Source organism: Ruegeria sp. CF5, from assembly GCF_056537325.1.
The window spans coordinates 581,242-602,243 of record NZ_JBQFRI010000002.1; the positions used below are offsets into that span (position 1 = coordinate 581,242).

The 21,002-nt window shown below is 60.8% G+C and carries 23 protein-coding genes, 1 tRNA gene and 2 riboswitches; of the genes, 20 read left to right on the forward strand and 4 right to left on the reverse strand.

Going from position 1 to position 21,002, the window contains the following annotated elements; all coding sequences use genetic code 11:
* Positions 1-98: 98 nt before the first annotated feature.
* Positions 99-172, forward strand: a tRNA-Cys gene (locus ACR0NW_RS09135).
* A 261-nt stretch (positions 173-433) separates the two neighbouring features.
* On the opposite strand, the gene ACR0NW_RS09140 is transcribed toward ACR0NW_RS09135, so the two are convergent.
* Complete coding sequence (locus ACR0NW_RS09140) at positions 434-658, reverse strand: hypothetical protein (RefSeq protein WP_480450087.1); 225 nt, start codon at positions 656-658, stop codon at positions 434-436.
* Here ACR0NW_RS09140 and ACR0NW_RS09145 point away from each other — a divergent pair.
* Positions 623-1,717 (forward strand): sterol desaturase family protein, encoded by a 1,095-nt coding sequence (locus ACR0NW_RS09145; RefSeq protein ID WP_480450088.1) that lies wholly within the window; start codon positions 623-625, stop codon positions 1,715-1,717. The genes ACR0NW_RS09140 and ACR0NW_RS09145 overlap by 36 nt on opposite strands.
* 428 nt (positions 1,718-2,145) lie before the next feature.
* Here the strand turns inward: ACR0NW_RS09145 and ACR0NW_RS09150 are convergent, their stop codons facing one another.
* Positions 2,146-3,111 carry an NAD(P)-dependent oxidoreductase gene (locus ACR0NW_RS09150; RefSeq protein ID WP_480450090.1) on the reverse strand — a complete coding sequence of 322 codons (966 nt, stop codon included), beginning with the start codon at positions 3,109-3,111 and terminating at the stop codon, positions 2,146-2,148.
* 121 nt (positions 3,112-3,232) lie between these two features.
* Between ACR0NW_RS09150 and ACR0NW_RS09155 the strand changes: the two genes are divergently transcribed.
* The 8 genes from ACR0NW_RS09155 to cobJ all read left to right on the forward strand — a co-directional run bounded on the left by ACR0NW_RS09155 (position 3,233) and on the right by cobJ (position 12,464).
* On the forward strand, positions 3,233-4,117 hold the full coding sequence (locus ACR0NW_RS09155) for a LysR substrate-binding domain-containing protein (protein WP_480450091.1): 885 nt from the start codon (positions 3,233-3,235) through the stop codon (positions 4,115-4,117).
* Positions 4,118-4,189: 72 nt separating this feature from the next.
* Positions 4,190-4,410, forward strand: a riboswitch (cobalamin riboswitch).
* A 94-nt stretch (positions 4,411-4,504) separates the two neighbouring features.
* Positions 4,505-4,885 carry a DUF1636 family protein gene (locus tag ACR0NW_RS09160; RefSeq protein WP_480450092.1) on the forward strand — a complete coding sequence of 127 codons (381 nt, stop codon included), beginning with the start codon at positions 4,505-4,507 and terminating at the stop codon, positions 4,883-4,885.
* Complete coding sequence (cobW, locus tag ACR0NW_RS09165) at positions 4,882-5,937, forward strand: cobalamin biosynthesis protein CobW (RefSeq protein WP_480450093.1); 1,056 nt, start codon at positions 4,882-4,884, stop codon at positions 5,935-5,937. Before ACR0NW_RS09160 ends, cobW begins: the two co-directional genes overlap by 4 nt.
* A gap of 6 nt (positions 5,938-5,943) precedes the next feature.
* Positions 5,944-9,237 carry a cobaltochelatase subunit CobN gene (gene cobN / locus ACR0NW_RS09170; RefSeq protein WP_480450094.1) on the forward strand — a complete coding sequence of 1,098 codons (3,294 nt, stop codon included), beginning with the start codon at positions 5,944-5,946 and terminating at the stop codon, positions 9,235-9,237.
* Positions 9,234-10,361: a cobalamin biosynthesis protein CobG gene (locus ACR0NW_RS09175; protein ID WP_480450095.1), complete on the forward strand. Its 1,128-nt coding sequence runs from the start codon at positions 9,234-9,236 to the stop codon at positions 10,359-10,361. The genes cobN and ACR0NW_RS09175 overlap by 4 nt, the downstream gene beginning before the upstream one ends.
* Positions 10,361-10,990 carry a precorrin-8X methylmutase gene (locus ACR0NW_RS09180; protein ID WP_480450096.1) on the forward strand — a complete coding sequence of 210 codons (630 nt, stop codon included), beginning with the start codon at positions 10,361-10,363 and terminating at the stop codon, positions 10,988-10,990. Before ACR0NW_RS09175 ends, ACR0NW_RS09180 begins: the two co-directional genes overlap by 1 nt.
* Positions 10,987-11,715: a precorrin-2 C(20)-methyltransferase gene (locus ACR0NW_RS09185; RefSeq protein WP_480450097.1), complete on the forward strand. Its 729-nt coding sequence runs from the start codon at positions 10,987-10,989 to the stop codon at positions 11,713-11,715. Before ACR0NW_RS09180 ends, ACR0NW_RS09185 begins: the two co-directional genes overlap by 4 nt.
* Positions 11,712-12,464, forward strand: coding sequence for a precorrin-3B C(17)-methyltransferase (cobJ, locus tag ACR0NW_RS09190; RefSeq protein WP_480450098.1), 753 nt, complete (start codon positions 11,712-11,714; stop codon positions 12,462-12,464). Before ACR0NW_RS09185 ends, cobJ begins: the two co-directional genes overlap by 4 nt.
* On the opposite strand, the gene ACR0NW_RS09195 is transcribed toward cobJ, so the two are convergent.
* The gene (locus tag ACR0NW_RS09195; protein WP_480450099.1) at positions 12,437-13,201 is read right to left on the reverse strand and encodes a cobalt-precorrin-6A reductase; all 765 of its coding nucleotides are present in this window, start codon (positions 13,199-13,201) and stop codon (positions 12,437-12,439) included. The two genes, cobJ and ACR0NW_RS09195, sit on opposite strands and share 28 nt — an antisense overlap.
* On the opposite strand from ACR0NW_RS09195, the gene cbiE reads away from it, so the two are divergent.
* From cbiE to ACR0NW_RS09240, 9 genes are all read left to right on the forward strand, one after another.
* Positions 13,200-14,399: a precorrin-6y C5,15-methyltransferase (decarboxylating) subunit CbiE gene (gene cbiE / locus ACR0NW_RS09200; RefSeq protein WP_480450100.1), complete on the forward strand. Its 1,200-nt coding sequence runs from the start codon at positions 13,200-13,202 to the stop codon at positions 14,397-14,399. The genes ACR0NW_RS09195 and cbiE overlap by 2 nt on opposite strands.
* Positions 14,396-14,764, forward strand: a complete 369-nt coding sequence (locus tag ACR0NW_RS09205) for a cobalamin biosynthesis protein (protein WP_480450101.1) — start codon at positions 14,396-14,398, stop codon at positions 14,762-14,764. Before cbiE ends, ACR0NW_RS09205 begins: the two co-directional genes overlap by 4 nt.
* A complete protein-coding gene (cobM, locus tag ACR0NW_RS09210) occupies positions 14,761-15,555 on the forward strand; it encodes a precorrin-4 C(11)-methyltransferase (protein ID WP_480450103.1) in 795 nt (264 codons plus the stop codon). Before ACR0NW_RS09205 ends, cobM begins: the two co-directional genes overlap by 4 nt.
* Positions 15,542-16,864 carry a cobyrinic acid a,c-diamide synthase CobB gene (locus ACR0NW_RS09215; RefSeq protein ID WP_480450175.1) on the forward strand — a complete coding sequence of 441 codons (1,323 nt, stop codon included), beginning with the start codon at positions 15,542-15,544 and terminating at the stop codon, positions 16,862-16,864. Before cobM ends, ACR0NW_RS09215 begins: the two co-directional genes overlap by 14 nt.
* Positions 16,861-17,589 carry a uroporphyrinogen-III C-methyltransferase gene (gene cobA / locus ACR0NW_RS09220; protein ID WP_480450105.1) on the forward strand — a complete coding sequence of 243 codons (729 nt, stop codon included), beginning with the start codon at positions 16,861-16,863 and terminating at the stop codon, positions 17,587-17,589. Before ACR0NW_RS09215 ends, cobA begins: the two co-directional genes overlap by 4 nt.
* Positions 17,582-18,325 (forward strand): precorrin-6A synthase (deacetylating), encoded by a 744-nt coding sequence (gene cobF, locus ACR0NW_RS09225; protein ID WP_480450106.1) that lies wholly within the window; start codon positions 17,582-17,584, stop codon positions 18,323-18,325. The genes cobA and cobF overlap by 8 nt, the downstream gene beginning before the upstream one ends.
* A gap of 43 nt (positions 18,326-18,368) precedes the next feature.
* A riboswitch (cobalamin riboswitch) is annotated at positions 18,369-18,576 on the forward strand.
* A gap of 36 nt (positions 18,577-18,612) precedes the next feature.
* The gene (locus ACR0NW_RS09230; RefSeq protein WP_170651581.1) at positions 18,613-18,783 is read left to right on the forward strand and encodes a CbtB domain-containing protein; all 171 of its coding nucleotides are present in this window, start codon (positions 18,613-18,615) and stop codon (positions 18,781-18,783) included.
* A gap of 4 nt (positions 18,784-18,787) precedes the next feature.
* Entirely contained in the window at positions 18,788-19,486 is a 699-nt protein-coding gene (locus ACR0NW_RS09235; protein ID WP_480450107.1) for a CbtA family protein, read from the forward strand.
* A gap of 64 nt (positions 19,487-19,550) precedes the next feature.
* Complete coding sequence (locus tag ACR0NW_RS09240; protein ID WP_480450109.1) at positions 19,551-20,045, forward strand: hypothetical protein; 495 nt, start codon at positions 19,551-19,553, stop codon at positions 20,043-20,045.
* On the opposite strand, the gene ACR0NW_RS09245 is transcribed toward ACR0NW_RS09240, so the two are convergent.
* A complete protein-coding gene (locus tag ACR0NW_RS09245; RefSeq protein ID WP_480450110.1) occupies positions 20,033-20,368 on the reverse strand; it encodes a DUF1636 family protein in 336 nt (111 codons plus the stop codon). The two genes, ACR0NW_RS09240 and ACR0NW_RS09245, sit on opposite strands and share 13 nt — an antisense overlap.
* Positions 20,369-20,537: 169 nt before the next feature.
* Here ACR0NW_RS09245 and ACR0NW_RS09250 point away from each other — a divergent pair, with 169 nt between their 5' ends.
* Positions 20,538-21,002, forward strand: a complete 465-nt coding sequence (locus ACR0NW_RS09250) for a DUF302 domain-containing protein (RefSeq protein WP_480450111.1) — start codon at positions 20,538-20,540, stop codon at positions 21,000-21,002.

Below are 21,002 nucleotides of genomic sequence, written 5' to 3' on the forward strand. Positions count from 1 at the left end.
CAGAACGGAACCGAAACATGAATGTTTGGGCAATTGTTTGGAGACTGCACTTGCGCCCACATCGCGACTCGGCTAAAGCCCTTTTTTACACCACCTTAGGCGAGTTGGCGGAGTGGTGACGCAGCGGATTGCAAATCCGTGTACACCGGTTCGATTCCGGTACTCGCCTCCATTCTTCCCAAACGCATAGCTCCCTTCTCTCCGCGTCCCATCGGGGCATTTTCAGTTGCGTTGATAGCTTTTACTGGAGGAGAATTATTTAAGCATTCCAGTATGTTGAAAGCTCTCGTACTCTCAGCAGGCGAAGCGGCAGTGTTGCGTTTGATCACAGCAGCGGCAAAGAAAAGCGACCAATCCTTTTGATTTGCTAGTTGGTCGAGCCCGCGACCGGCACGCACGCATTGACCATCTTGTTTGAATTGCATCGGAAATTTCAAGGCAGGAAGAAAAGTAAGAAATCAACAGGTTCAATTGATCTGGCAATTGCAAAGCATAGTTGCACGCTCAGGATGATCGCGCCCTTGCGCAAGACCAATTGCCAATCGCAATACCGCCCCAAAAATGCCACGTCGTTTTGGTAAGCAAGTGCAAAATCAAAATACTCGGGCAGGATTTCGAGGCAATGACTGGTGAAAGTATTCTGGCGGCGATCCGCCATCCTGTGGAACTGCTGTTCGACCCAACTCAACGACTGTCGATTTTCTATCTGGCTACCGCACTGGCTTTTGCCATTTTCATCTATTGGCGCGAACGGTCTGCACGCGGGTTGTCGGGAGTTAAAGGATTACTCAATTGGCTGGTGCCATGGGATGTCGTCACCCACGACTCTGCCAAAGCCGACTATTTCATGTTTTTTTTCAATAAATCGATCATTGCAGCGATCTATGCGTCGATCCTGATTCAGTCACAATTTTGGTTTCACATCGTTGAATCCTTATTCGGATCGGCTCCTGCGGGCCCCGAACAACCTTCGTGGGGTGTTACCTTGATTTACACCGTCGCGGTCACTCTGGCTTTTGATGGCGCGCTGTGGTTTGGCCACTATATTTTCCACAAAGTTCCTGTTTTGTGGGAATTTCACAAGGTTCACCACTCGGCCGAGGTCATGACGCCGTTGACGGCTGCGCGTATGCATCCGTTCGAAGAAGCGGTTTCCTCGATGATGGGCGCATTTGCAGTGGGTGTAACGTTTGGCTTGCTGGATCAAATTTTTGGAAGCGGCGCCCGAGAATTCACTTTGTTTCAGTTGAACATTGTGATGTTCGTCTTCTTCGTTGCCGCGTTCAACCTGCGGCACAGCCATGTCTGGCTTCGGTATCCGAATTGGCTGCAGCACGTTGTTGTCAGCCCGGCACAACATCAGGTCCACCACTCCAAGGCCATCCGCCATTGGGACAAGAACATGGGATTCATTTTTGCGTTCTGGGATTGGGCGGCTGGTACATTGTACTCGCCAAAAACTCGGGAAACACTGGATTATGGTCTGGGGAATGGAGAAGACGGCACCTGGAACAGCCCCCGAGCCTTGTACTTTCGCCCGTTCAAGAACGCCTACGCTTTGTTCAAAAGCGGCTGGCGCAATGTGTTTGTGTTTCCGCCCAAGCACATGCGTCCGAAGGAGAGCAAGCCCCCCGAGGAAGCATCAAGTCCGACTGACCTGTCGCTGGTTGTTTCATCCGATGGCGGCTCTGGGCGGTTCAAGACCGAGGACAGGTAACCAACACAATCTGCCGCCGAATAAATAGGTCGGCGGAGCGAACACAGAAAGCGGCCCATCGGCCACTGAATGCACGTTCCGTTCAAAGCTGATGTTGGGATAAGCTGCTCACCACTAGCTGCTCAGGTAAAGCCGCTGCGGACTGTTTATTACAAGCCCTGATACATATAGGATTGGCGATTGGCCTTGTGACGCTCGTAGTCAGCGCGCGAAACGTCGGATGATCCGATCGGCCCCGTCCCGGTTTCGCACCCGGCCAAAATGCACACAACGACCAGGGCAATTATAGTTCGAGAGCAGGCCATGGCATCCTCCACGCTTTGGCAGCGTCCTGTTGTACAGAACACTAACATAAGACGTGAACCAGCAAGAACAATTCTACGGGCAGTCTGTTCCACAGGCTGCCCGCACCTGAACTTACTTGCGGATTACTCTGCCGCTTTCAACTCCTTGCCTTGCGGGATCACTTCGTATCCCGCCTCTTCCGGTTCATCATCCAGCATTTCGGTTGGAAATCCGGGGGCGCGGACGTCGATACCCGTTGCATCCTCGAGACGGCGGATGATGTTCGGAGACAGTTCGCGATCACCGTACCGGGCGATGCCGTCTTCGATAATCTTGATCATCACCGGGTTCATCTCCAGCGGAACACCGGTCCGGTCCGCTACTTCCTGAAACAGACCGATATCCTTTTTAACCAGATCCATGGTGAATGAGATATCGCGCGAGCCGTTCAGGATCACCTGGCTTTCGGTTTCATGCACAAACGAGGTGCCAGACGAAATTTTGATGGCTTCATAGGTTGTGTTCAGGTCCATGCCGGCCGCTTTTGCAGTGACCAGCGCCTCGGCGCAGGTGATCAGGTTGGCGGTCGCCAGATAGTTGGTCAAAACCTTAAGGACGGAAGCAGAGCCCAGATCGCCGGTATGCAGGATACGGCGGCCCATCGTGGTCAGAAATGGCAAAATTTGTTCGAACGTCGCGCGATCACAGCCTGCGAATATCGAGATATTGCCGGTCGCCGCCCGATGGCACCCCCCCGAGACCGGGCAATCCACTGCCGCACCGCCGCGCTCGATAACCATGGCGCCTAGGCGTTTCGCTTCGGCCTCATCCGTGGTGGACATCTCCATCCAGATCTTGCCTTCTTTCACCTCGGGCAACATCTGTTGCATCACCGCGTCCGAAGCCGAAGGCGACGGCAGACAGGTTATGACCGCATCACAGTCGCGCATCAACTGCGCTGGATTGTCCGCCGCTTTCGCGCCACGAGCAACAAATTCGTCGACCAGATCCCTGTTCAGATCATGAACGGTCAGATCGACCCCATTGCGCAACAGCGAACCCGAAAGCTTGCCGCCCACGTTTCCCAAACCTATGAAGCCAACTTTCATGCCTATTCCTCCCAGATTGGCCAATTGCGCATTCGCGATTCACACGCGGATTATCAATGCTGGATAAGAGCAACAGAAACGAATAATAACGGTCACAATCATAAAAAAATTTTGGTGATAAATGGACCGCCTCCCAAATCCAGCCTGGCTGCGCAGTTTCGAATCTGCCGCGCGCCATCAGAACTTTACTGTCGCAGCGCAGGAACTGGGCCTGACACAAACAGCGGTTTCGCTGCACATAAGGTCACTTGAGGCTGAACTTGGGGAAAAACTGTTCACTCGCAATGCTCGCCGACTAGACCTGACCGAACTGGGACAGTCCTATGCGCTGACTGTCCGGCGGGCGCTGTCCGACATCGCTCTGAGTACCAACAGTCTGTTTGGACCGGCGACCCGGCAAAGCCTGACCATCAGGGCGGCCATTTCAACCGCCACCTATTGGATTGCAGCCGAGTTGCCTGAGTTCTGTCGCCAGTTCCCTGATATTCCCGTGCGCCTTGTGTCCCATATTTGGAATGACAGCGTTGCTCCGGGGGACGTGGATGTAGAAATTCGGCTGGGATATGGCGACTGGCCCGGTGTGATCGCCGAAAAGCTCTGCTCTGAAACCATTGTGCCTGTCTGTCGTGCTGGTGACCCGATCCCCGGGCTCAAAGACCTGCGAAACGGACCTCTGGTTCATATTCTGGGATATGAAGACAATTGGGCTAGATATTTCGAACCCAATGGCCTCGCCGTTGCCGAGAATTCGGCCCGTCATTCTGTGGACACGACGGTGGCCGCGCTGCAACTGGTGATGGCAGGCGCTGGGTATGCCACCGTTCTAACCCGGTTTGCCCGCAACGCCATCGCGCAGGGCGCACCGCTGCAGTTGGTGGGGCCGCCGATTCCATTTGCCCAGTCGCATTACCTGATCCGCGCGACAACGGGGTCGCAGCCATCCACTCCTGCGCGGCTGTTTGAGGCATGGTTGCAGGAGCGTTTGGCAACCTATGACGCTGACTGACTGCCTCAAGTCGCTTTTCGGATGCGGCGTGTCACAAGGGCGCCAGTACGCTTGACAAGCCCCCTGCCCGTGCCGCATGTCGCATGCGTTGGTGTCCATTTTTGAATGGATGAAAAGGGAATGCGTCAGCGGTTTTCCGTCAAACGCAGCCGCCCCCGCGACCGTGACCGGAGAGGGTGCCCAAAGCCACTGGCCCGCAAGGCCGGGAAGGCGGGACATCTGCCAGAGGACCCAGACAAACCGGGCCTCTGACATCCGCAAGCCGGGAGACCTGCCAGCAGCCGTAGATGTAACCGGGCGGGGTGTTCCGGTGCCGGGTCCATGTCGCGATACGTGGCCCGCATGAAACCCCGTCCCCCGCGAAGAGGATTTGGGGGGATGAGAGACATGACCGAGACCGCGCCAGTCGAGCTGCTGGTCTGCACCACGTGCCGTCGTGGGCTGCCTATCGAGGACGACGCACAGCGCCCCGGCACCTTGTTGCACAAAGCGCTGGAACAGGCCGAGTTGCCGGACGGAGTAAACCTGAAAGCAGTGGAATGTCTGTCGAACTGCGATCAGGGCTGTTCGATCGTGCTGCGCGGCGGCCCGTCCCGCTGGACCTTTGTCTACGAAAACCTGAACGAAACCGACCACGTCGAAACCATCGTCGAAGGCGCCACCAAATATCTTGAGACCGAAGACGGTCTGGTAAAATGGCGCGAACGTCCTGAACATTTCCGCAAAAACTGTGCGGCCCGCATTCCCCCGATTGGAGCCCTGAAATGAGCAACCTCGAAAAACTCCCCGTCACTGTGATCACCGGCTTTCTGGGCTCGGGCAAAACCACGCTGGTGCGCCACCTGATGCAGAACCCGCAAGGCAAGCGTCTGGCCGTTGTGGTCAACGAATTCGGCGATGTCGGCGTCGATGGCGACATCCTGAAATCCTGCGCGATCCCGGATTGCCCGGCTGAAAACATCATGGAATTGGCCAACGGCTGCATCTGCTGCACCGTGGCCGATGACTTCATCCCGACCATTGAGGCGCTGATGGCGCTGGAACCGCGCCCTGACCACATCCTGATCGAGACCTCCGGCCTCGCGCTGCCCAAGCCGCTGCTGAAGGCATTCGACTGGCCGGATATCCGCTCAAAAATCACCGTGGACGGCGTGATCGCTCTGGCTGACGCCGAAGCCGTGGCCGCCGGTCGCTTCGCGCCGAATGTCGAAGCTGTGGATGCCCAGCGCTTGGCCGATGACTCGATTGACCACGAAACGCCGCTGTCCGAAGTGTTCGAGGATCAGATTTCGTGTGCCGACATCATCCTGCTGACCAAACCCGATCTGGCCGGATCCGAGGGTGTGGCCAAAGCCAAAGAGATCATCGCCGCCGAAGCCCCGCGCCCTCTGCCCGTCGTCGAGGTGGCTGAAGGTGCCGTTGACGTGCGCGTTGTATTGGGACTTGAGGCCGCCGCCGAGGATGACATGGACGCCCGTCCGTCGCATCACGACGGTCATCACGACCATGAACATGACGATTTCGAAAGCATCATCGTTGAACTGCCGGAACAGACCGACCCGGCGGAACTGGTCGCCAATATTGAACGTCTGGCCAACGAGCTGAACATCCTGCGCGTCAAAGGTTATGCCGCCGTTCAGGGTAAACCGATGCGCCTGCTGGTGCAGGCCGTTGGCGCGCGCGTGCGTCACCAGTATGACCGCCCGTGGGAACCCGGTGAAGAGCGTCGCTCGCGTCTGGTGGTCATTGCCGAGCATGACGACATCAAAGAGGCCCAAATCCACGATATCCTCGTGGGTATTGCCGAGGCCGCCGAGTAACCGCACATGCACGTCGTCTTCCGCGAAAGCCACGGGTTAGAAGAAACCGAGACCCCGACCGATCTGAGCCAGAGCCCGGCGGATCTGGTGGTGCTGTCCTTTTCGGACAGCGACCTTGGCGCTTTCGCGGCGGGCTGGCATCGCGGTGGCGGGCCCGAGGGGCGGATGCCGACGATGCGGCTGGCCAACCTGACGGCACTGAAGCACCCACTATCAGTCGATACATATGTCGAACAGACGCTGGAAGGCGCGAAAGGCATCCTGATCCGCCTGATCGGTGGTGTACCCTACTGGTCCTATGGGGTGCAGCAGGTGCTGGCACTGGCGCAGGCCAAGGGCATTGCTCTGGCCGTGTTACCTGCGGACGGGCGCGAGGATACACGGCTGGACGACTATTCCACCCTGCCCGTCTCGACCCTGCGGCGGCTGGCGCATCTGTGTGACACGGGCGGCGAGGTCGCAGCGCAGGCCGCGCTGGCCCAGATGGCACTGGCGGCGGGGTTGTACGCCGGTCCGGTGATGGGTGCAAAGACCCTGCCCGAGTGCGGCGCATGGTGCCCGGATCGCGGCGTGATACCGGTGGACAAGGCCTTCACGGGTGATGCGAAACGCATCCTGGTGACGTTCTACCGGGCCTATCTGACCTCGGCCGACACGGCCCCGGTTGCCGCCCTGATCCACCGCCTCCGCGCGCGCGGTTTCGACGCCGTGGGTCTGTTTGCGCCTTCATTGAAAGCTCCGTTTGCTGCCGATTGGCTGCGCGAACACGTCGTAGCACTGGCCACGTCTGCGATCATCAACGCCACTTCATTCTCGGGCAAGGGCGCGTCGGGAACGTCGCCGTTGGATGCAGCCAACGTTCCGGTGTTTCAGGTCGCACTCGCCACCTCGCGCCGCAAAGCGTGGGCCGAGGCAGAACGCGGCCTGTCCCCCGCCGACCTCGCCATGCATGTGGTTCTGCCCGAGGTGGACGGTCGTATTTCAGCTGGTATCGCTTCGTTCAAGGAACCGGGTAAGCGCGACCCGCATCTGGAATATTCCCGATTCGCCCACCGGGCCGAACCGGATCGGATCGAAGCGATCATCGACCGTGTAACCGGCTGGCTAAAACTGCATGAAAAACCCGAGGTCGATCAGGTCCCGGCGCTGGTGCTATCTACCTACCCCGGCAAGGACTGGCAGATGGCCCACGCCGTGGGTCTGGACGCATTGGCGTCGGCTGAGGCGATGTTGTCCGATCTGCAGGGCGAAGGCTATGACACCGCGCCGGCCGAGCCTATTGCCAAAACCTTGTTGGACGCACGGATTTCGTGGCCGGTTGCGGAGTATCAGATTGCATTGGCAGAATTGCCGGAAACTCTGCGCGCAGATCTGCAAACCGTCTGGGGCAATCCCGAGGATGATCCGAACTTCACCGATGGCGCCTTCCATTTCACCGCCCTGCGTCGTGGCAAGGCGCTGGTCGCGCTGCAGCCTGAACGCGGCACGCCGGAGCTGCGTGATGATGATTACCATGACCTCTCGCGTACGCCGCGCCACAGCTATGTCGCCTTCTACCTGTGGCTGCGCAAAGGGTTGGGCGTGGATGCGCTGATCCATATCGGCGCGCATGGAACACTGGAATGGCTGCCCGGCAAATCGGTTGCTCTGTCCGCCGAGTGCTGGCCCGAGGCGCTGATCCGCGATCTGCCGGTGATCTACCCCTTCATCGTCAACGACCCCGGCGAGGCCGCGCAGGCGAAACGCCGGATCGGAGCCATCACACTAGGCCATATACCGCCCCCGATGAAGGAAAGCGGCACGCCGGATCGAATGGTGCGGCTGGAATCACTGTTGGATGAGTTCTCGAACGCCGACGGGCTGGACCCAAAGCGCCGCGACCGATTGCAGGCGGATATCCGGGACGAGGCACAAGCGATCGGGCTGGAAAGCGACCTTGGCCTCAATCAGGCCACCTGCACCGCCGAGGCGATCACCCGCATTGACCGCTTTGTCTGTGACATCAAGGAAAGTCAGTTCGGCGATGGGCTGCATGTCTTTGGCCGCGTGCCCGAGGTTTCGGGCAATTTCGATCCTGCCCCCTCTGCCCATGCTGAACGCGCCGCTCTGCTGAGTGCACTGGCTGGAAAACGGATCGAGGCTGGCCCCTCGGGCTCGCCCTATCGCGGTCGGTCGGATGTGCTGCCCACCGGGCGCAACCTCTACACCACCGACCCGCGTTCAGTGCCCACCCGCGCCGCTTATACTCAGGGCGTGAAGCTGGCCGAGGAATTAGTACGGCGGCATCTGCAAGAGGAAGGCGACTACCCCAAGGGGCTGATCGTCGACCTTTGGGGTTCGGCCACCATGCGCACTGCAGGCGAGGAATTCGCAATGGCGCTGCACCTGCTGGGCGTCAAACCGGTCTGGGACAAAGGCTCGGAACGGGTTTCAGGCATTGAAGTCCTGCCGATCACCGACCTCAGCCGCCCGCGTCTGGACGTGACCCTGCGCGTCTCGGGCCTGTTCCGGGACGTGTTCCCGACACTCTCGGCGCTTTACGGTCAGGCCGTCCGCGCGCTTTCTGACCGTGATGAGGCAGCGGACTGGAACCCATACGCCGGTCAGGCTCCTGCCGCACGGGTCTTTGGCCCGGCCCCCGGCAGTTATGGCCTGAACATGACGCATCTGTCCGAAACCTATACAGACGAGGCCCGCGCGCAGGCCGGGCAAGCGTGGCTGGATGCCAGTTCATTCGCACTCGAAGGTGAGCACATCGCGCAGGATGTCGACGGAATCATTCGGCGCGTCGCCAACGCGGACAGCTTTGTGCATCTGCAAGATCTGACCGAAACCGACCTCTTGCTGGCCAATGACTATGCCACGCACGAGGCCGGGTTTGCCGCCGCCAAGAAGATCACTGGCGGCGAAGCCCAGCTGTATCATCTGGACAATACCAACCCGGACAATCCGCGCGCGCGTACCCTGCCCGAGGAAATCAGCCGCGTGGTTCACGCCCGTGCGGCCAACCCCGACTGGATCGCGGGAATGCAGCGGCACGGGTTCCGCGGGGCTGCCGAGATCGCTGCAACGCTGGATCACATGGCGTCCTTTGCCCATCTGTCGGGCACGGTCGCGCCGCATCTGTTCGACCTCTACCATGACGCAACCCTTGGCGACGCCGAGGTGGACGCGTTCCTGCAAGAGGCCAACCCGCAGGCCCATCAGGCGATGCAGGACAGGTTCCGCGCGCTTTTGGAGGCCGGTCTTTGGAACACGCGCCGCAACTCGATCCGCGCCGATCTGGAGGGATTGAGATGAGTGCCCCGATCGTACAGGGCTGGTGCCCCGGTGCGCATCGCCCGATGATGTCGGGCGACGGTCTGGTCGTGCGGGTGCGCCCCCGGCTGGCCCGGTTGAGCGCCGATCAGGCCATGGGGCTTTGCAGGCTGGCCGAGCGTTTCGGAAACGGCACCATCGACCTGACCAACCGTGCCAATCTGCAACTACGCGGAGTGGCCGAAGCCGATCATCAGGCGCTTTTGGCTGAGCTTGCCGCGCTGAACTTGCTGGATGCCGAACCGGGTATCGAGGTACGGCGCAACATTCTGGTCTCACCCCTTTATCAGGCGGGTGATCTGACTGCGCGGCTGGCGCAGGAACTGATTGACCGGCTTGGAGAACTGCCCGCTTTGCCAGCCAAATTCGGATTTGCTGTCGATACTGGTCCAACGCGGTTTTTGACTGCCGATTCAGCGGATATCCGGCTGGAGATGAGCCCGGATGGCCTGATCCTACGTGCGGATGGAACTGACACCGGGCAACGCGTGACCGAGGCCGAGGCCATTGATCAACTGATCGCTCTAGCCCGTTGGTTTTCAGAGAATTACACCCCCGACACCCGACGTATGGCGCGCGTTATCGCGCCTTTGGACCTGCCGAAAACTTGGCAAGGCTGCATCCCCGGACCTGTTGGTGATCCGATCCAGCCCGGCCCCTGCGACCTGGGAACCCTTTACGGTGCGGCGTTCGGGCAATTGCCCGCGCGGCCTTTGGCCGACCTGATCGCGGCCTCGGGCGCATCCGCCTTGCGGGTCACCCCGTGGCGATTGATCCTGTTGGAAGGCGGGGCGGCGATATCCGCCCGTGACTTTGTGACAGATGGCACCGACCCGCTGATGACAACCGACGCCTGCCCCGGGGCACCGTTCTGCCCGCAGGCGCAAGCGGAAACGCGTGAGATCGCCCGTTTGCTGGCACCTCATGTTGACGGCAGTCTGCACGTGTCGGGTTGCGCCAAAGGCTGCGCCCGGATGGGCGCTGCGGATTTCACTTTGGTCGGCCGCGATGGACGATTTGATCTTGTCAAACAAGGCCGCGCGGGGGATGAGCCCAGCCAGCGCGGGCTGACCCCCGAAACACTCATGACCATGGACCTGACCTGATGCCCTATGAATATGAAACCGATGGCGCGGCGATCTATAAGGAGAGCTTTGCCACCATCCGGTCCGAGGCCGATCTGGCCCGTTTCGACGCCGACGAGGAACAGGTCGCCGTCCGCATGATCCATGCCGCCGGGATGGTGGGGCTGGAGGAATTCGTGCGGTTTTCGCCCGGATTTGTCACTGCAGCCCGTACCGCCCTGGAAAACGGCGCGCCAATCCTGTGCGACGCGCGCATGGTCAGCGAAGGTGTGACCCGGTTCCGCCTGCCCTCCGACAACGAGGTGATCTGCACTCTGCATGACGAACGCGTGCGCCCACTGGCCGCCGAGATGAGCAACACCCGATCTGCCGCTGCGCTGGAGCTATGGCGCCCGCATCTGGAGGGTGCACTTGTCGCCATCGGCAACGCGCCGACCGCCCTGTTTCACCTGCTGAACATGCTGGAAGACCCCGAGTGCCCACGCCCCGCCGCCATCATCGGCTGCCCGGTGGGCTTCGTCGGCGCTGTCGAATCCAAAGACGCCCTGTGGGAGGCTCAGCCTGTGCCGTCATGCATCGTCAAAGGCCGTCTGGGCGGCAGTGCGATCACCGTCGCGGCCGTCAACGCCATCGCGAGCCGCGCCGAATGAACGCGGGCAAGATATACGGCGTGGGCCTTGGCCCCGGTGATCCGGACCTGATGAGCGTTCGGGCCGACCGCCTGCTGCGCAATGCACGCCATGTTGCGTTCTTTCGCAAACCCGGCCGCAGTGGTCAGGCACGCAAGATCGTCAATGGTATGATCCCCGGCGATGCGGTGGAATTCCCGATGGAATATCCGGTCACCACGGAAATCCCCGTGTCCGATCCGCGCTATAACGAGTTGCTTTCGGCGTTCTACAAGGACTGCGCCGCGCATCTGAAAGCCCTGTCGGATCAGGGCGAGGACGTTGTCGTACTGTGCGAAGGCGATCCGTTCTTCTACGGATCATTCATGCACCTTTACAGCCGCTTGCGCGATGAAGCTGAAGTCGAAGTTGTCCCCGCCATCACCGGCATGTCCGGCGCGTGGACGGCAACCGGCGACCCAATTACATGGGGCGATGATGTGCTGACGGTACTGGTCGGCACTCTGCCGGAGGACGATCTGGCTCGCCGCATGGCGCAGACGGACGCGCTGGTGGTGATGAAGATCGGGCGCAATATCGACAAGGTGAAACGGGCGCTGAAAACCGCAGGTCTGTTTGACCGTGCGTGGATTGTTGAGTTCGCGCAGATGCCGAACCAGACAGTTACAAAACTGTCTGAGGCCTGCGAGAAGGTTACCCCGTATTTCTCGATCATCATCGTGCATGGTCAGGGGCGGCGGCCATGAGCGGCTGGGTCAAGATCGCGGGCCTTGGACCCGGCAACGTAGAACTGGTGACGCCCGAAGTTTCGGCCGCGCTGACCGAGGCAACGGATGTGGTCGGTTATATCCCCTATGTCGCGCGTGTGGCGCAACGCCCCGGCCTGACGCTGCACGCCAGTGACAACCGGGTTGAGATCGACCGGTCTGAGCACGCGTTGCAGATGGCCGCCGAAGGGAAACGGGTGGTCGTGGTATCCTCCGGCGATCCCGGGGTTTTTGCGATGGCAGCGGCAGTATTTGAGGCGCTGGAAAACGGCCCAGCCGAATGGCGCGAAATCCCCATTGACGTGCTGCCTGGAATCACAGCGATGCTGGCGGCGTCGGCGCGGGCCGGTGCGCCGCTGGGTCATGATTTCTGCGCCATCAACCTCAGCGACAATCTGAAACCATGGTCCCTGATCGAAAAACGCCTGCGTCTTGCCGCGCAGGGGGATTTCGCGATGGCCTTCTATAATCCGCGCTCAAAGTCCCGCCCGGAAGGGTTTGTAAAAACGCTGGAAATCCTGCGTGAGGAATGCGAACCCGAGCGTCTGATTCTGTTCGCCCGCGCGGTTTCACGCTCCGATGAGGCGATCCGCATCTCGACACTGGCCGAGGCGACACCGGACATGGCCGACATGCAGACGGTGGTCATTGTGGGTTCATCCCTGACCCGCGTGATCGAACGCGACAGCGCCCCGATCGTCTATACCCCGAGGTTCACTCCGGAATGATCCAACCAGTCCAGAACCTGCGTCACGCTCGACAGTTCGGTCCGCTTCGGCAAGGCCGGGCGGTCGATCATCAGCACCGGCAAGCCCAGCGCCCGCGCGGCGTCCAGCTTGGCGCGTGCACCGATGCCGCCCGCGTTCTTGGACACCACCAGTTCCGTTCCGTGGTTCTGCATCAGCGCCCGGTCATCAGCCTCGGAAAACGGTCCACGCGATACAACCACGTCGCGGTTCGGCAGGGGCAGCGCATCGGGTTCGTCCACCAAGCGCAGCAGATAGTGGTGCTGGGGCTGGACAGCGAACTCTTCAAGATGCATCCGGCCCACGGCCAGAAAGACCCGCTGGGCCGGGCCGGCCAAGGCGGCAACCGCAGCCTGAATGTCGGCAACGTGATGCCAGCGATCACCGTCCTGCGCGCGCCATGCCGGGCGGGTCAGAGCGGCCAGCGGTACTTCGGTTTCGCGGCAGGCCGCAACGGCGTTCCGGCTCATCTGGGCTGCAAAGGGATGGGTGGCATCGACAACATGGGTAACTGCGTTGTCTTTCAGATAGGTTGCCAGACCTTCGGCCCCGCCAAATCCGCCGACGCGCACCGGCAAGGGCTGAGGGCGCGGGTTGTCCACCCGTCCGGCATAAGAATAGGTCGCCGGGATGCCCCGCTCGGCCACAGATTTGGCCAGCGCGTTGGCCTCGGTCGTACCACCCAAAATAAGAACGTTGGGGATCAGGAGGTTGGTCATGCATGAGGCTCCGTGGCTGACCGTATTGGGCTTGGGCGAAGATGGACTGGATGGCCTGCCCCCCGCAAGCCGTCAAGTGCTGGAGCGCGCCGAAATCATTATGGGACCGCCGCGGCATCTGTCCCTGATCCCCGCGAGCGACGCGCAAAGGGTCGAATGGCCGGTTCCATTTGCCGATGGCTTGCCGATCCTCACCGGATTCCGGGGGCGGTCGACTGTTGTTCTGGCCTCAGGTGATCCGTTCTGGTTTGGCGCGGGGTCGGTGATCGCGCGCAATTTCGATGCAGAGGAGTGGATGGCCCTGCCCGGTCAATCCACCTTCTCGCTGGCCGCTGCGCGATTGGGCTGGCCGCTGGAAAGCACGCAGACCTTTGGCCTGCATGCGGCGCCGCTGACCCGACTCCGCCCTCATCTGGCCCCCGGAATGCGCGCGATCCTTTTGTTGCGTGACGGCAAGGCCGTGGCGGAACTGGCGACCTATCTGACCGATACTGGTTTTGCTGATACGCAGTTGCATGTAATGGAAGCCCTCGGCGGGCCGCGCGAACGCGCGCGCAGCGTGTCACTGACCGAGGCTCTGCTGGGCGGATTCGACCACCCGGTCTGCGTCGGGCTTGAAGTTGCCGGTCAAGGGCGCGCTTTCCCAAAGGCCTCGGGCAAACCGGACGAGATTTTTGAGACCGACGGCCAGATCACCAAACGCCCTGTTCGGGCACTGACCCTATCGGCGCTTGCCCCCCAACGAGGCGAACACCTGTGGGACATCGGTGGCGGGACAGGATCGATCAGCATCGAATGGCTGATGTGTGATCCGACCCTGACGGCCACGACGATCGAGCCCCGCGAAGACCGCGCAGACCGCATTCGGCGCAATGCCGATACTCTCGGGCAGGATCGGCTGAACGTGGTGCATGGCACCGCCCCGGGATCGCTGGGTGGTCTTGCCTTGCCGGACGTGGTTTTCATCGGCGGCGGTCTCAGCACCGAACTGCTGGAGTGGCTACACGCCGCCCTGCCCGCTGGCACACGGCTGGTCGCCAACGCGGTGACACTGGAAAGCGAAGCCTTGCTGGCGCATTGGCAGGACAAGCTGGGCGGAGAGCTTTTGCGCATCGAACTGGCGCAAGCCTCGGCTCTTGGACCCCGGCGCGGCTGGAAATCAGCCTATCCGGTTGTGCAGTGGAGCGTGACCCTATGATCGTCGCGGGTTTAGGCTTTTCTTCGGCGGCCACGGTGGACAGCCTGCGTGCGGCCTTTGAACGGGCCAGTGCCGGACAGGACGTCGAAGCTCTGGCCACCGTTGCCGACAAAAAAGGCCATGCCGCACTTGTGGAATTCGCCACGGCCACCGCCCTGCCCCTACATTTCATCGCGCCTGCCGATCTGGCAGGGCAGCGCACGCTCACCTGCTCGAACCGCAGCCGCGCCACCTATGGCACCGGCAGCGTGGCCGAAGCATCCGCCCTTGCCGCCGCAGGATCCGGCGCGCGGCTGACCTCACCCAGACACATCTCGGACGATCGGCTAGCCACGTGCGCCGTCGCCATCGGAGGACTGACATGACCGTTCATTTCATCGGCGCCGGACCAGGCGCCGCCGACCTGCTGACCCTGCGCGGGCGCGATATCATCGCGTCCTGTCCAGTGTGCCTTTACGCCGGATCGCTGGTGCCCGAAGAGATTCTGGGCCACTGCCCCGAAGGTGCAAAGATCGTGAACACCGCGCCTATGGATCTGGATCAGATCATGGCTGAGATCGAGACTGCCCATAAGGCAGGTCAGGACGTGGCCCGCCTGCATTCCGGTGACCTGTCCGTCTGGTCGGCGATGGGGGAACAAATCCGGCGACTGAAAGAGATGGGGATTCCCGTCAGCGTGACCCCCGGCGTGCCTTCCTTTGCAGCGGCGGCAGCCTCGCTGGGCACCGAACTGACCCTGCCCGGATTGGCGCAGTCGGTGGTTCTGACCCGGACACCCGGTCGCGCGTCCTCGATGCCCGAAGGTGAAACGCTGGAGAACTTTGCCCGTACCGGCGCGACTCTGGCCATCCACCTGTCTATCGGAAATCTGGACAAGGTGATTGTCGATCTGACGCCTGCTTATGGCGCGGATTGCCCGGTGGCTGTGGTGTATCGCGCCAGCTGGCCGGATGAGCGGATCATTCGCGCCACATTGGCCACACTGAAAGAGGCGCTGGACGAGAGCATCTCTCGCACCGCCTTGATCATGGTGGGACCAGCACTGGCTGGCGAAGGGTTCGACGAAAGCTGCCTGTATTCAAAGGATTATGACCGCCGCTATCGCCCGCAAAGCGCTGACAGCCCGTGGTCGAGCTGGAGCCATGGTGATGACTAACCCGCCGGGCCTTCTAATCTCTGCGCCCTCTTCCGGCACCGGCAAGACCACCGTCATGCTGGGCCTACTGCGGGCGCTGGCCGAAGACGGCCTGACCGTGCAGCCGTTCAAAAGCGGTCCGGATTACATCGACCCGGCCTTTCACCGGGCGGCTGCGGGGCGGGCCTCGTTCAATCTGGATAGTTGGGCGATGGATGAGCCCCTGCTGAACGCAATTTCGGCGCAGGCCGAAGGGGCGGACATTGTTGTGGCCGAGGGCTCGATGGGTTTGTTTGACGGCGTTGCCAAGCCCGGAGAGTTGGGGCACGGCTCCAGCGCCGAAACCGCGCAGCGGATGGGCTGGCCGGTGGTGCTGGTGCTGGATGTGGGCGGTCAGGCGCAATCAGCGGCGGCGACCGCGCTTGGGTTTCGGATGTACAACCCCGACCTGCCCTTTGCCGGTGTCATCCTGAACCGTTGTGCCAGCCCACGGCACGAGCGTCTGACCCGGCTGGGGATGGAACGCGCGGGCCTGCCTGTTCTGGGCGTTCTGCCGCGTCGCGGAGATCTGACACTGCCCGAGCGGCATCTTGGTTTGATTCAAGCCGTGGAACATCCTGATCTGGAAAGCGCGATTGTAGGATACGCCGCGTTCCTGCGCGAACATGTTGATTTGGAGGCAATCAAGCGGGCGGCTTCCTCAGGCCCTAATGGGCCATCGTCAACCGCGCTGCCGCGGCCCCCGGCTCAACGGATCGCACTGGCCCGGGATGCAGCGTTTTCTTTTACCTATCCGCATTTGCTGGAAGGCTGGCGCGCAGCCGGGGCGGAAATCCTGCCGTTTTCGCCGCTGGCGGATGAAGCCCCTGCGGCGGATGCCGATCTGGTCTGGCTGCCCGGAGGCTATCCGGAATTGCATGCGGGCACTTTGGCCTCTGCCGGGACATTTCTGACCGGGTTGCGCAAACACGCCGAGACCAAGCCCGTGCATGGCGAATGCGGAGGGTATATGACCCTAGGTCAGGCCCTGATCGACAAGGAAGGTGTTCGGCACCAAATGGCTGGTCTGCTGGGGCTGGTTACGTCTTATGAAAAGCGCAAGTTCAACCTTGGCTATCGCAAGGCAGAGTTGCTGGTACCGATGCCCGGATTTGCGACGGGAACGGCCCTGCGAGGGCATGAGTTCCACTATTCCTCAATCGTTGAACAGCCCGACGCGCCGCTGGCACGGGTATTCGATGCAGAAGGCGCAGAAGGCCCGCAGACAGGATCGGTACGTGGCAACGTGACCGGCACATTCTTTCACCTGATCGCGGAGGCCTCAGCATGAGCGGTTTCGTTTCGTTCATCGGTTCGGGTCCCGGCGATCCTGAACTTTTGACGCTCAAGGCCGTGGACCGGATGCAAAAGGCTGACGCGGTGCTGTTTGACGACCTCAGCAGCGGCCCCATCCTGAGCCATGCGCGCGAGGATGCCGATCTGGTGGGCGTAGGCAAACGCGCGGGCCGCCCTTCGCCCAAACAGGACCATGTAAGCCGCCTGCTGGTGGATTACGCGCAAACCGGCGCCCGCGTTGTGCGCTTGAAATCTGGCGATGGCGGGCTTTTCGGGCGGCTTGAAGAGGAACTCGTTGCCCTGCGCGCCGCCGGGATTGAGTATGAAATCATCCCCGGCATCCCCTCTGCTGTCGCGGCGGCAGCGGCGGCGGGCATCCCGCTGACACGGCGCCTGACCGCCCGGCGGGTGCAATTCGTCACCGGCCATGATGTCAGCGGCCAGTTACCCACAGACCTGAACCTGCCCGCGCTGGCCGATCCCGATGCGACGACAGTGGTCTTCATGGGCAAACGCACTTTTCCATTGCTGGTCGAGGCACTGCACGAACACGGCCTGCCGCTAGACACGCCCGCACTGATGGCCGAGTCGGTTTCGACGCCTGATCAAAAGTTGCACCGCGCAACGGTTGGCGCGCTGTCCGAGCAGCTGGTGGCTGAGATCGGCACAGCCCCCGCCCTGATCCTGTACGGCCCTTTGGCAGAGTTCGACGATGTTTGACCTGACCCTGATCGGTATCGGCACCGGCAACCCCGACCATGTGACCTTTCAGGGCGCAAAAGCCATTCAGACTGCAGACCTGATCCTCATTCCCCGCAAGGGCGAGAACAAAGCCGATCTGGCCGGGCTGCGGGAAGAAATCATTGCTTCAGTGACGGACACCCCACCCCAGATTGCCTATTTCGATATCCCAAAGCGCCGCTCCGACGATGGCTATCTTCGTGGTGTGGACGAATGGCATGACGCCATTGCCCTGCGCTGGCAGGAAGCGATCTCGGCCCATCCTAACGCACGTCATGTCGCCCTGCTGATCTGGGGCGACCCGTCGCTTTATGACAGTTCGCTGCGAATCGCCTCACGACTGGACCCGCAACCAGAGACCCGAGTGATCCCCGGCATTACCGCGCTGCAAGCGTTGACGGCAGCCCATTCGATTCCGATCAATGATCTGGGCGCACCATACGTTGTGACCACTGGGCGGAGAATCCGCGAGGAAGGCTGGCCGGAACACGCTTCGAAAGTGGCGGTGATGCTGGACGGAGAGTGCTCGTTCCAGAGCCTTGAGATGGCCGATTATGACATCTGGTGGGGCGCTTACGTCGGGATGAAAGAGGAAATCCTGATCAAAGGTCCCTTGAATGAAGTTTGCCAGGAGATTCTGGCCAACCGCGCGATGCACAGGGCTGCGCATGGCTGGATCATGGATATCTATTTGCTGAAAAGGCGCGAGAACTGACCTAAAACGTCGCAAATGATGATTGCGCCTTCGTCGCCTTAACGGCTAAATGGAAGGGTCTGGTCCCGCCGGAGCAATCCGGATGCTAAGAGGGAATTTGGTGCGACTTTCGTGAAAGTCAAAGCCAGAGCCGCCCCCGCGACTGTAAGTGGTGAGCCCCTGTTCAACCGGCCACTCCCGATCTTCGGGGGGAAGGCGAACAGAGGCACCGACCCGCAAGCCAGGAGACCTGCCAGGCGAGAAACTAAAAACCGGCCGTCGGGTGCGGCGGCACAGGAGGACAAGAAATGACGACAAAAACGCTTAAGGCATCCGCCGCGAATACAGGCATCCTTCCCGCCATTTTCGCTGTGGTTCTGGGTCTGGGGATCGTTACTCTGGCTGGCCACGTTCAGGCATCGGCCCTGCACGACGCCGCACACGACGTGCGTCACGCAACCGGCTTTCCCTGCCACTGAGACCATGTTCAGTCGCATTCTGACCAGCGCGTTGTTCGCTGGTGCTGCAGCAGGGCTGATAGCCGCTCTGCTGCAGCTTGCATTCGTGCAGCCGGTATTGCTGCACGCGGAACTTTACGAGTCCGGTGAACTGGTTCATTTCGGCGGAGAAGCTGTTTCAGCCCATCCCGATCTGCCCGGCATGTTTTCCGACCTTCAGCGCGACGCGCTGAGCGTGATCTTCACGATGTTTATCTACACTGGGTATGCATTGGCTCTGGTCGCCCTGATGTCGATTGCCGAAGGTCAGGGGCACGAGGTCAACGGCCGAACCGGCGTATTGTGGGGCCTTGCCGGCTTTATTGCGCTTCACTTCGCTCCGGGGTTCTCACTGGCGCCTGAAGTACCCGGAGTTGCCGCAGCCGATGTCTATGACCGGCAGATATGGTGGTGGGCAACGGCAGCCGCCGCAGCCGTGGCCATGTGGCTGATTGCCTTTGGGGGCAATATCATCAGCTATGTGATTGCAGCGATCCTTTTGCTGGCTCCGCATGTCATCGGTGCACCTGAACCCGATGTGTTCACTGGTCCTGTACCAACCGAAATCGGCGCCCTGTTCGCCGCGCGCGCCTTCGGCATCGGTCTGGTGGCGTGGATTCTGGTCGGTGCATTTGCAGGTTATTTCTGGCAAAGCGAAAGCAAACGCGCAGAAGCAAACACCTGATCATGCATGAAGTTTGCCCGCCGAAGTAAATTCGGCGGGCGTTTCATTTTTGCAAGGAAAAGAAATGTCCCGCTCACTTGCACTTTTCGCCATTGGTCTGGTCTTTGGCGGCGGCGCCGGGTTCGTGTTGGCTGCGGCCAATGGTGTTACCTTTGATGGTCATGATCATTCAGATCCGTCTCATCACGGCGGCGCGCATACCGAAGCTGCGGCGCATGACCATTCCAAAACCATCAGCCTGCCCGCCGGGCCAGATGCGCCGGGGCTGGAGATCGACCTGATCAAAGACCCGATGGCAGGTTGGAACCTGCATGTCCAACCGCAGAATTTCCGTTTTGCGCCGGAAAATGCCTCGGCTGATGACAGGCCGGGCGAAGGTCACGCGCATGTCTATATCAACGGCGCCAAACTGGCGCGCCTTTATGGCAACTGGATGCACATCCCGGATTTGCCTAAAGGCGAGGTCGAGGTCGAGGTGTCGCTGAACGCCAACAGCCATAGCCCGCTGGCGGTGGACGACGTGCCGGTCAGCGCCAAATTGACGGTTCAGGTGGACTGAAACGCCGGAATACGCGCGCGCAGACATAAACGAAGTCGCCCGCAAGGCCGGGCGTCTTCAATCCAGCCCAGGGGGCTGTTCAGATAAGTTTGGCACGTTGCAGCAATATCATCTGCATCAGCCTGCACATCGATCCCGGAAAATACATATGAGGCCATGCCTTCCCCCTGCAGCGCAAGTGCGGCGGGTTCTTCGCAACTGCTGAAACAGGCGTGTACGCCAAGCTGAACGTGATCCTCCAACCCTGCGCGCACCAACGCCGAGCGGACGGCCAGCCATTCGGCGTCGCGATCCCGCGCCCCGGTACAGCTGCTGCAGATCATCAGCCTCATCCGCTCTGAACTCATCCCGCCCTCGTCCATGTTTTTACAGTTACTGCGGCTTTCGGTGGCTGTATGCAAGCACTCAACCCGCAAATACACACGGGAATGTGAGCGCGTACAAAGCAGAATTCTGGCATCAAGTCCGCGTGAAGACACCGGAGGGCGAAAAATGAAACCACACTGGGTAGCATTGTGCCTGTTGGCCCTGCCCGCATGGGCCGATGATCTGCAGCCGCGCGACGGTTGGGCCGTGTATCCGACCGACAAGGCCTATGATGAACTGGTGCCGGACGTTGTCGCATCAGTAAAGGCCAACGGCCTGATAGTCGTTACGCAGGCTGGACCGACCAAGGCCGCAGCAGCGCGAGGCATAAACATTCCGGGCAACCGGGTGATCGGGGCCTTCAATAATGACTACGCGGTGCGCGTTCTGGAAACCTCGACCGCCGCCATGATCGAGGCGCCGATCCGTTTCTACGTAACCGAAAACGCAGACGGAACATCCACCCTTTCCTACAAGACGCCCAGCCATGTATTTTCACCCTATGCCGAAGAAGGCGGCGAGGCACTGGCCGGAATTGCCCGGGAACTGGACGAAAAGTTCCAGGACATCGCGGAATCCGCAATCAAATAG

Bases quoted from the DNA above. Each gene is read 5' to 3' on its own strand.
- ACR0NW_RS09145 (WP_480450088.1), top strand. From the start codon at position 623: ATGACTGGTGAAAGTATTCTGGCGGCGATCCGCCATCCTGTGGAACTG.
- ACR0NW_RS09140 (WP_480450087.1), bottom strand. From the start codon at position 658: ATGGCGGATCGCCGCCAGAATACTTTCACCAGTCATTGCCTCGAAATC.
- ACR0NW_RS09150 (WP_480450090.1), bottom strand. From the start codon at position 3,111: ATGAAAGTTGGCTTCATAGGTTTGGGAAACGTGGGCGGCAAGCTTTCG.
- ACR0NW_RS09155 (WP_480450091.1), top strand. From the start codon at position 3,233: ATGGACCGCCTCCCAAATCCAGCCTGGCTGCGCAGTTTCGAATCTGCC.
- ACR0NW_RS09160 (WP_480450092.1), top strand. From the start codon at position 4,505: ATGACCGAGACCGCGCCAGTCGAGCTGCTGGTCTGCACCACGTGCCGT.
- cobW (WP_480450093.1), top strand. From the start codon at position 4,882: ATGAGCAACCTCGAAAAACTCCCCGTCACTGTGATCACCGGCTTTCTG.
- cobN (WP_480450094.1), top strand. From the start codon at position 5,944: ATGCACGTCGTCTTCCGCGAAAGCCACGGGTTAGAAGAAACCGAGACC.
- ACR0NW_RS09175 (WP_480450095.1), top strand. From the start codon at position 9,234: ATGAGTGCCCCGATCGTACAGGGCTGGTGCCCCGGTGCGCATCGCCCG.
- ACR0NW_RS09180 (WP_480450096.1), top strand. From the start codon at position 10,361: ATGCCCTATGAATATGAAACCGATGGCGCGGCGATCTATAAGGAGAGC.
- ACR0NW_RS09185 (WP_480450097.1), top strand. From the start codon at position 10,987: ATGAACGCGGGCAAGATATACGGCGTGGGCCTTGGCCCCGGTGATCCG.
- cobJ (WP_480450098.1), top strand. From the start codon at position 11,712: ATGAGCGGCTGGGTCAAGATCGCGGGCCTTGGACCCGGCAACGTAGAA.
- cbiE (WP_480450100.1), top strand. From the start codon at position 13,200: ATGCATGAGGCTCCGTGGCTGACCGTATTGGGCTTGGGCGAAGATGGA.
- ACR0NW_RS09195 (WP_480450099.1), bottom strand. From the start codon at position 13,201: ATGACCAACCTCCTGATCCCCAACGTTCTTATTTTGGGTGGTACGACC.
- ACR0NW_RS09205 (WP_480450101.1), top strand. From the start codon at position 14,396: ATGATCGTCGCGGGTTTAGGCTTTTCTTCGGCGGCCACGGTGGACAGC.
- cobM (WP_480450103.1), top strand. From the start codon at position 14,761: ATGACCGTTCATTTCATCGGCGCCGGACCAGGCGCCGCCGACCTGCTG.
- ACR0NW_RS09215 (WP_480450175.1), top strand. From the start codon at position 15,542: ATGGTGATGACTAACCCGCCGGGCCTTCTAATCTCTGCGCCCTCTTCC.
- cobA (WP_480450105.1), top strand. From the start codon at position 16,861: ATGAGCGGTTTCGTTTCGTTCATCGGTTCGGGTCCCGGCGATCCTGAA.
- cobF (WP_480450106.1), top strand. From the start codon at position 17,582: ATGTTTGACCTGACCCTGATCGGTATCGGCACCGGCAACCCCGACCAT.
- ACR0NW_RS09230 (WP_170651581.1), top strand. From the start codon at position 18,613: ATGACGACAAAAACGCTTAAGGCATCCGCCGCGAATACAGGCATCCTT.
- ACR0NW_RS09235 (WP_480450107.1), top strand. From the start codon at position 18,788: ATGTTCAGTCGCATTCTGACCAGCGCGTTGTTCGCTGGTGCTGCAGCA.
- ACR0NW_RS09240 (WP_480450109.1), top strand. From the start codon at position 19,551: ATGTCCCGCTCACTTGCACTTTTCGCCATTGGTCTGGTCTTTGGCGGC.
- ACR0NW_RS09245 (WP_480450110.1), bottom strand. From the start codon at position 20,368: ATGATCTGCAGCAGCTGTACCGGGGCGCGGGATCGCGACGCCGAATGG.
- ACR0NW_RS09250 (WP_480450111.1), top strand. From the start codon at position 20,538: ATGAAACCACACTGGGTAGCATTGTGCCTGTTGGCCCTGCCCGCATGG.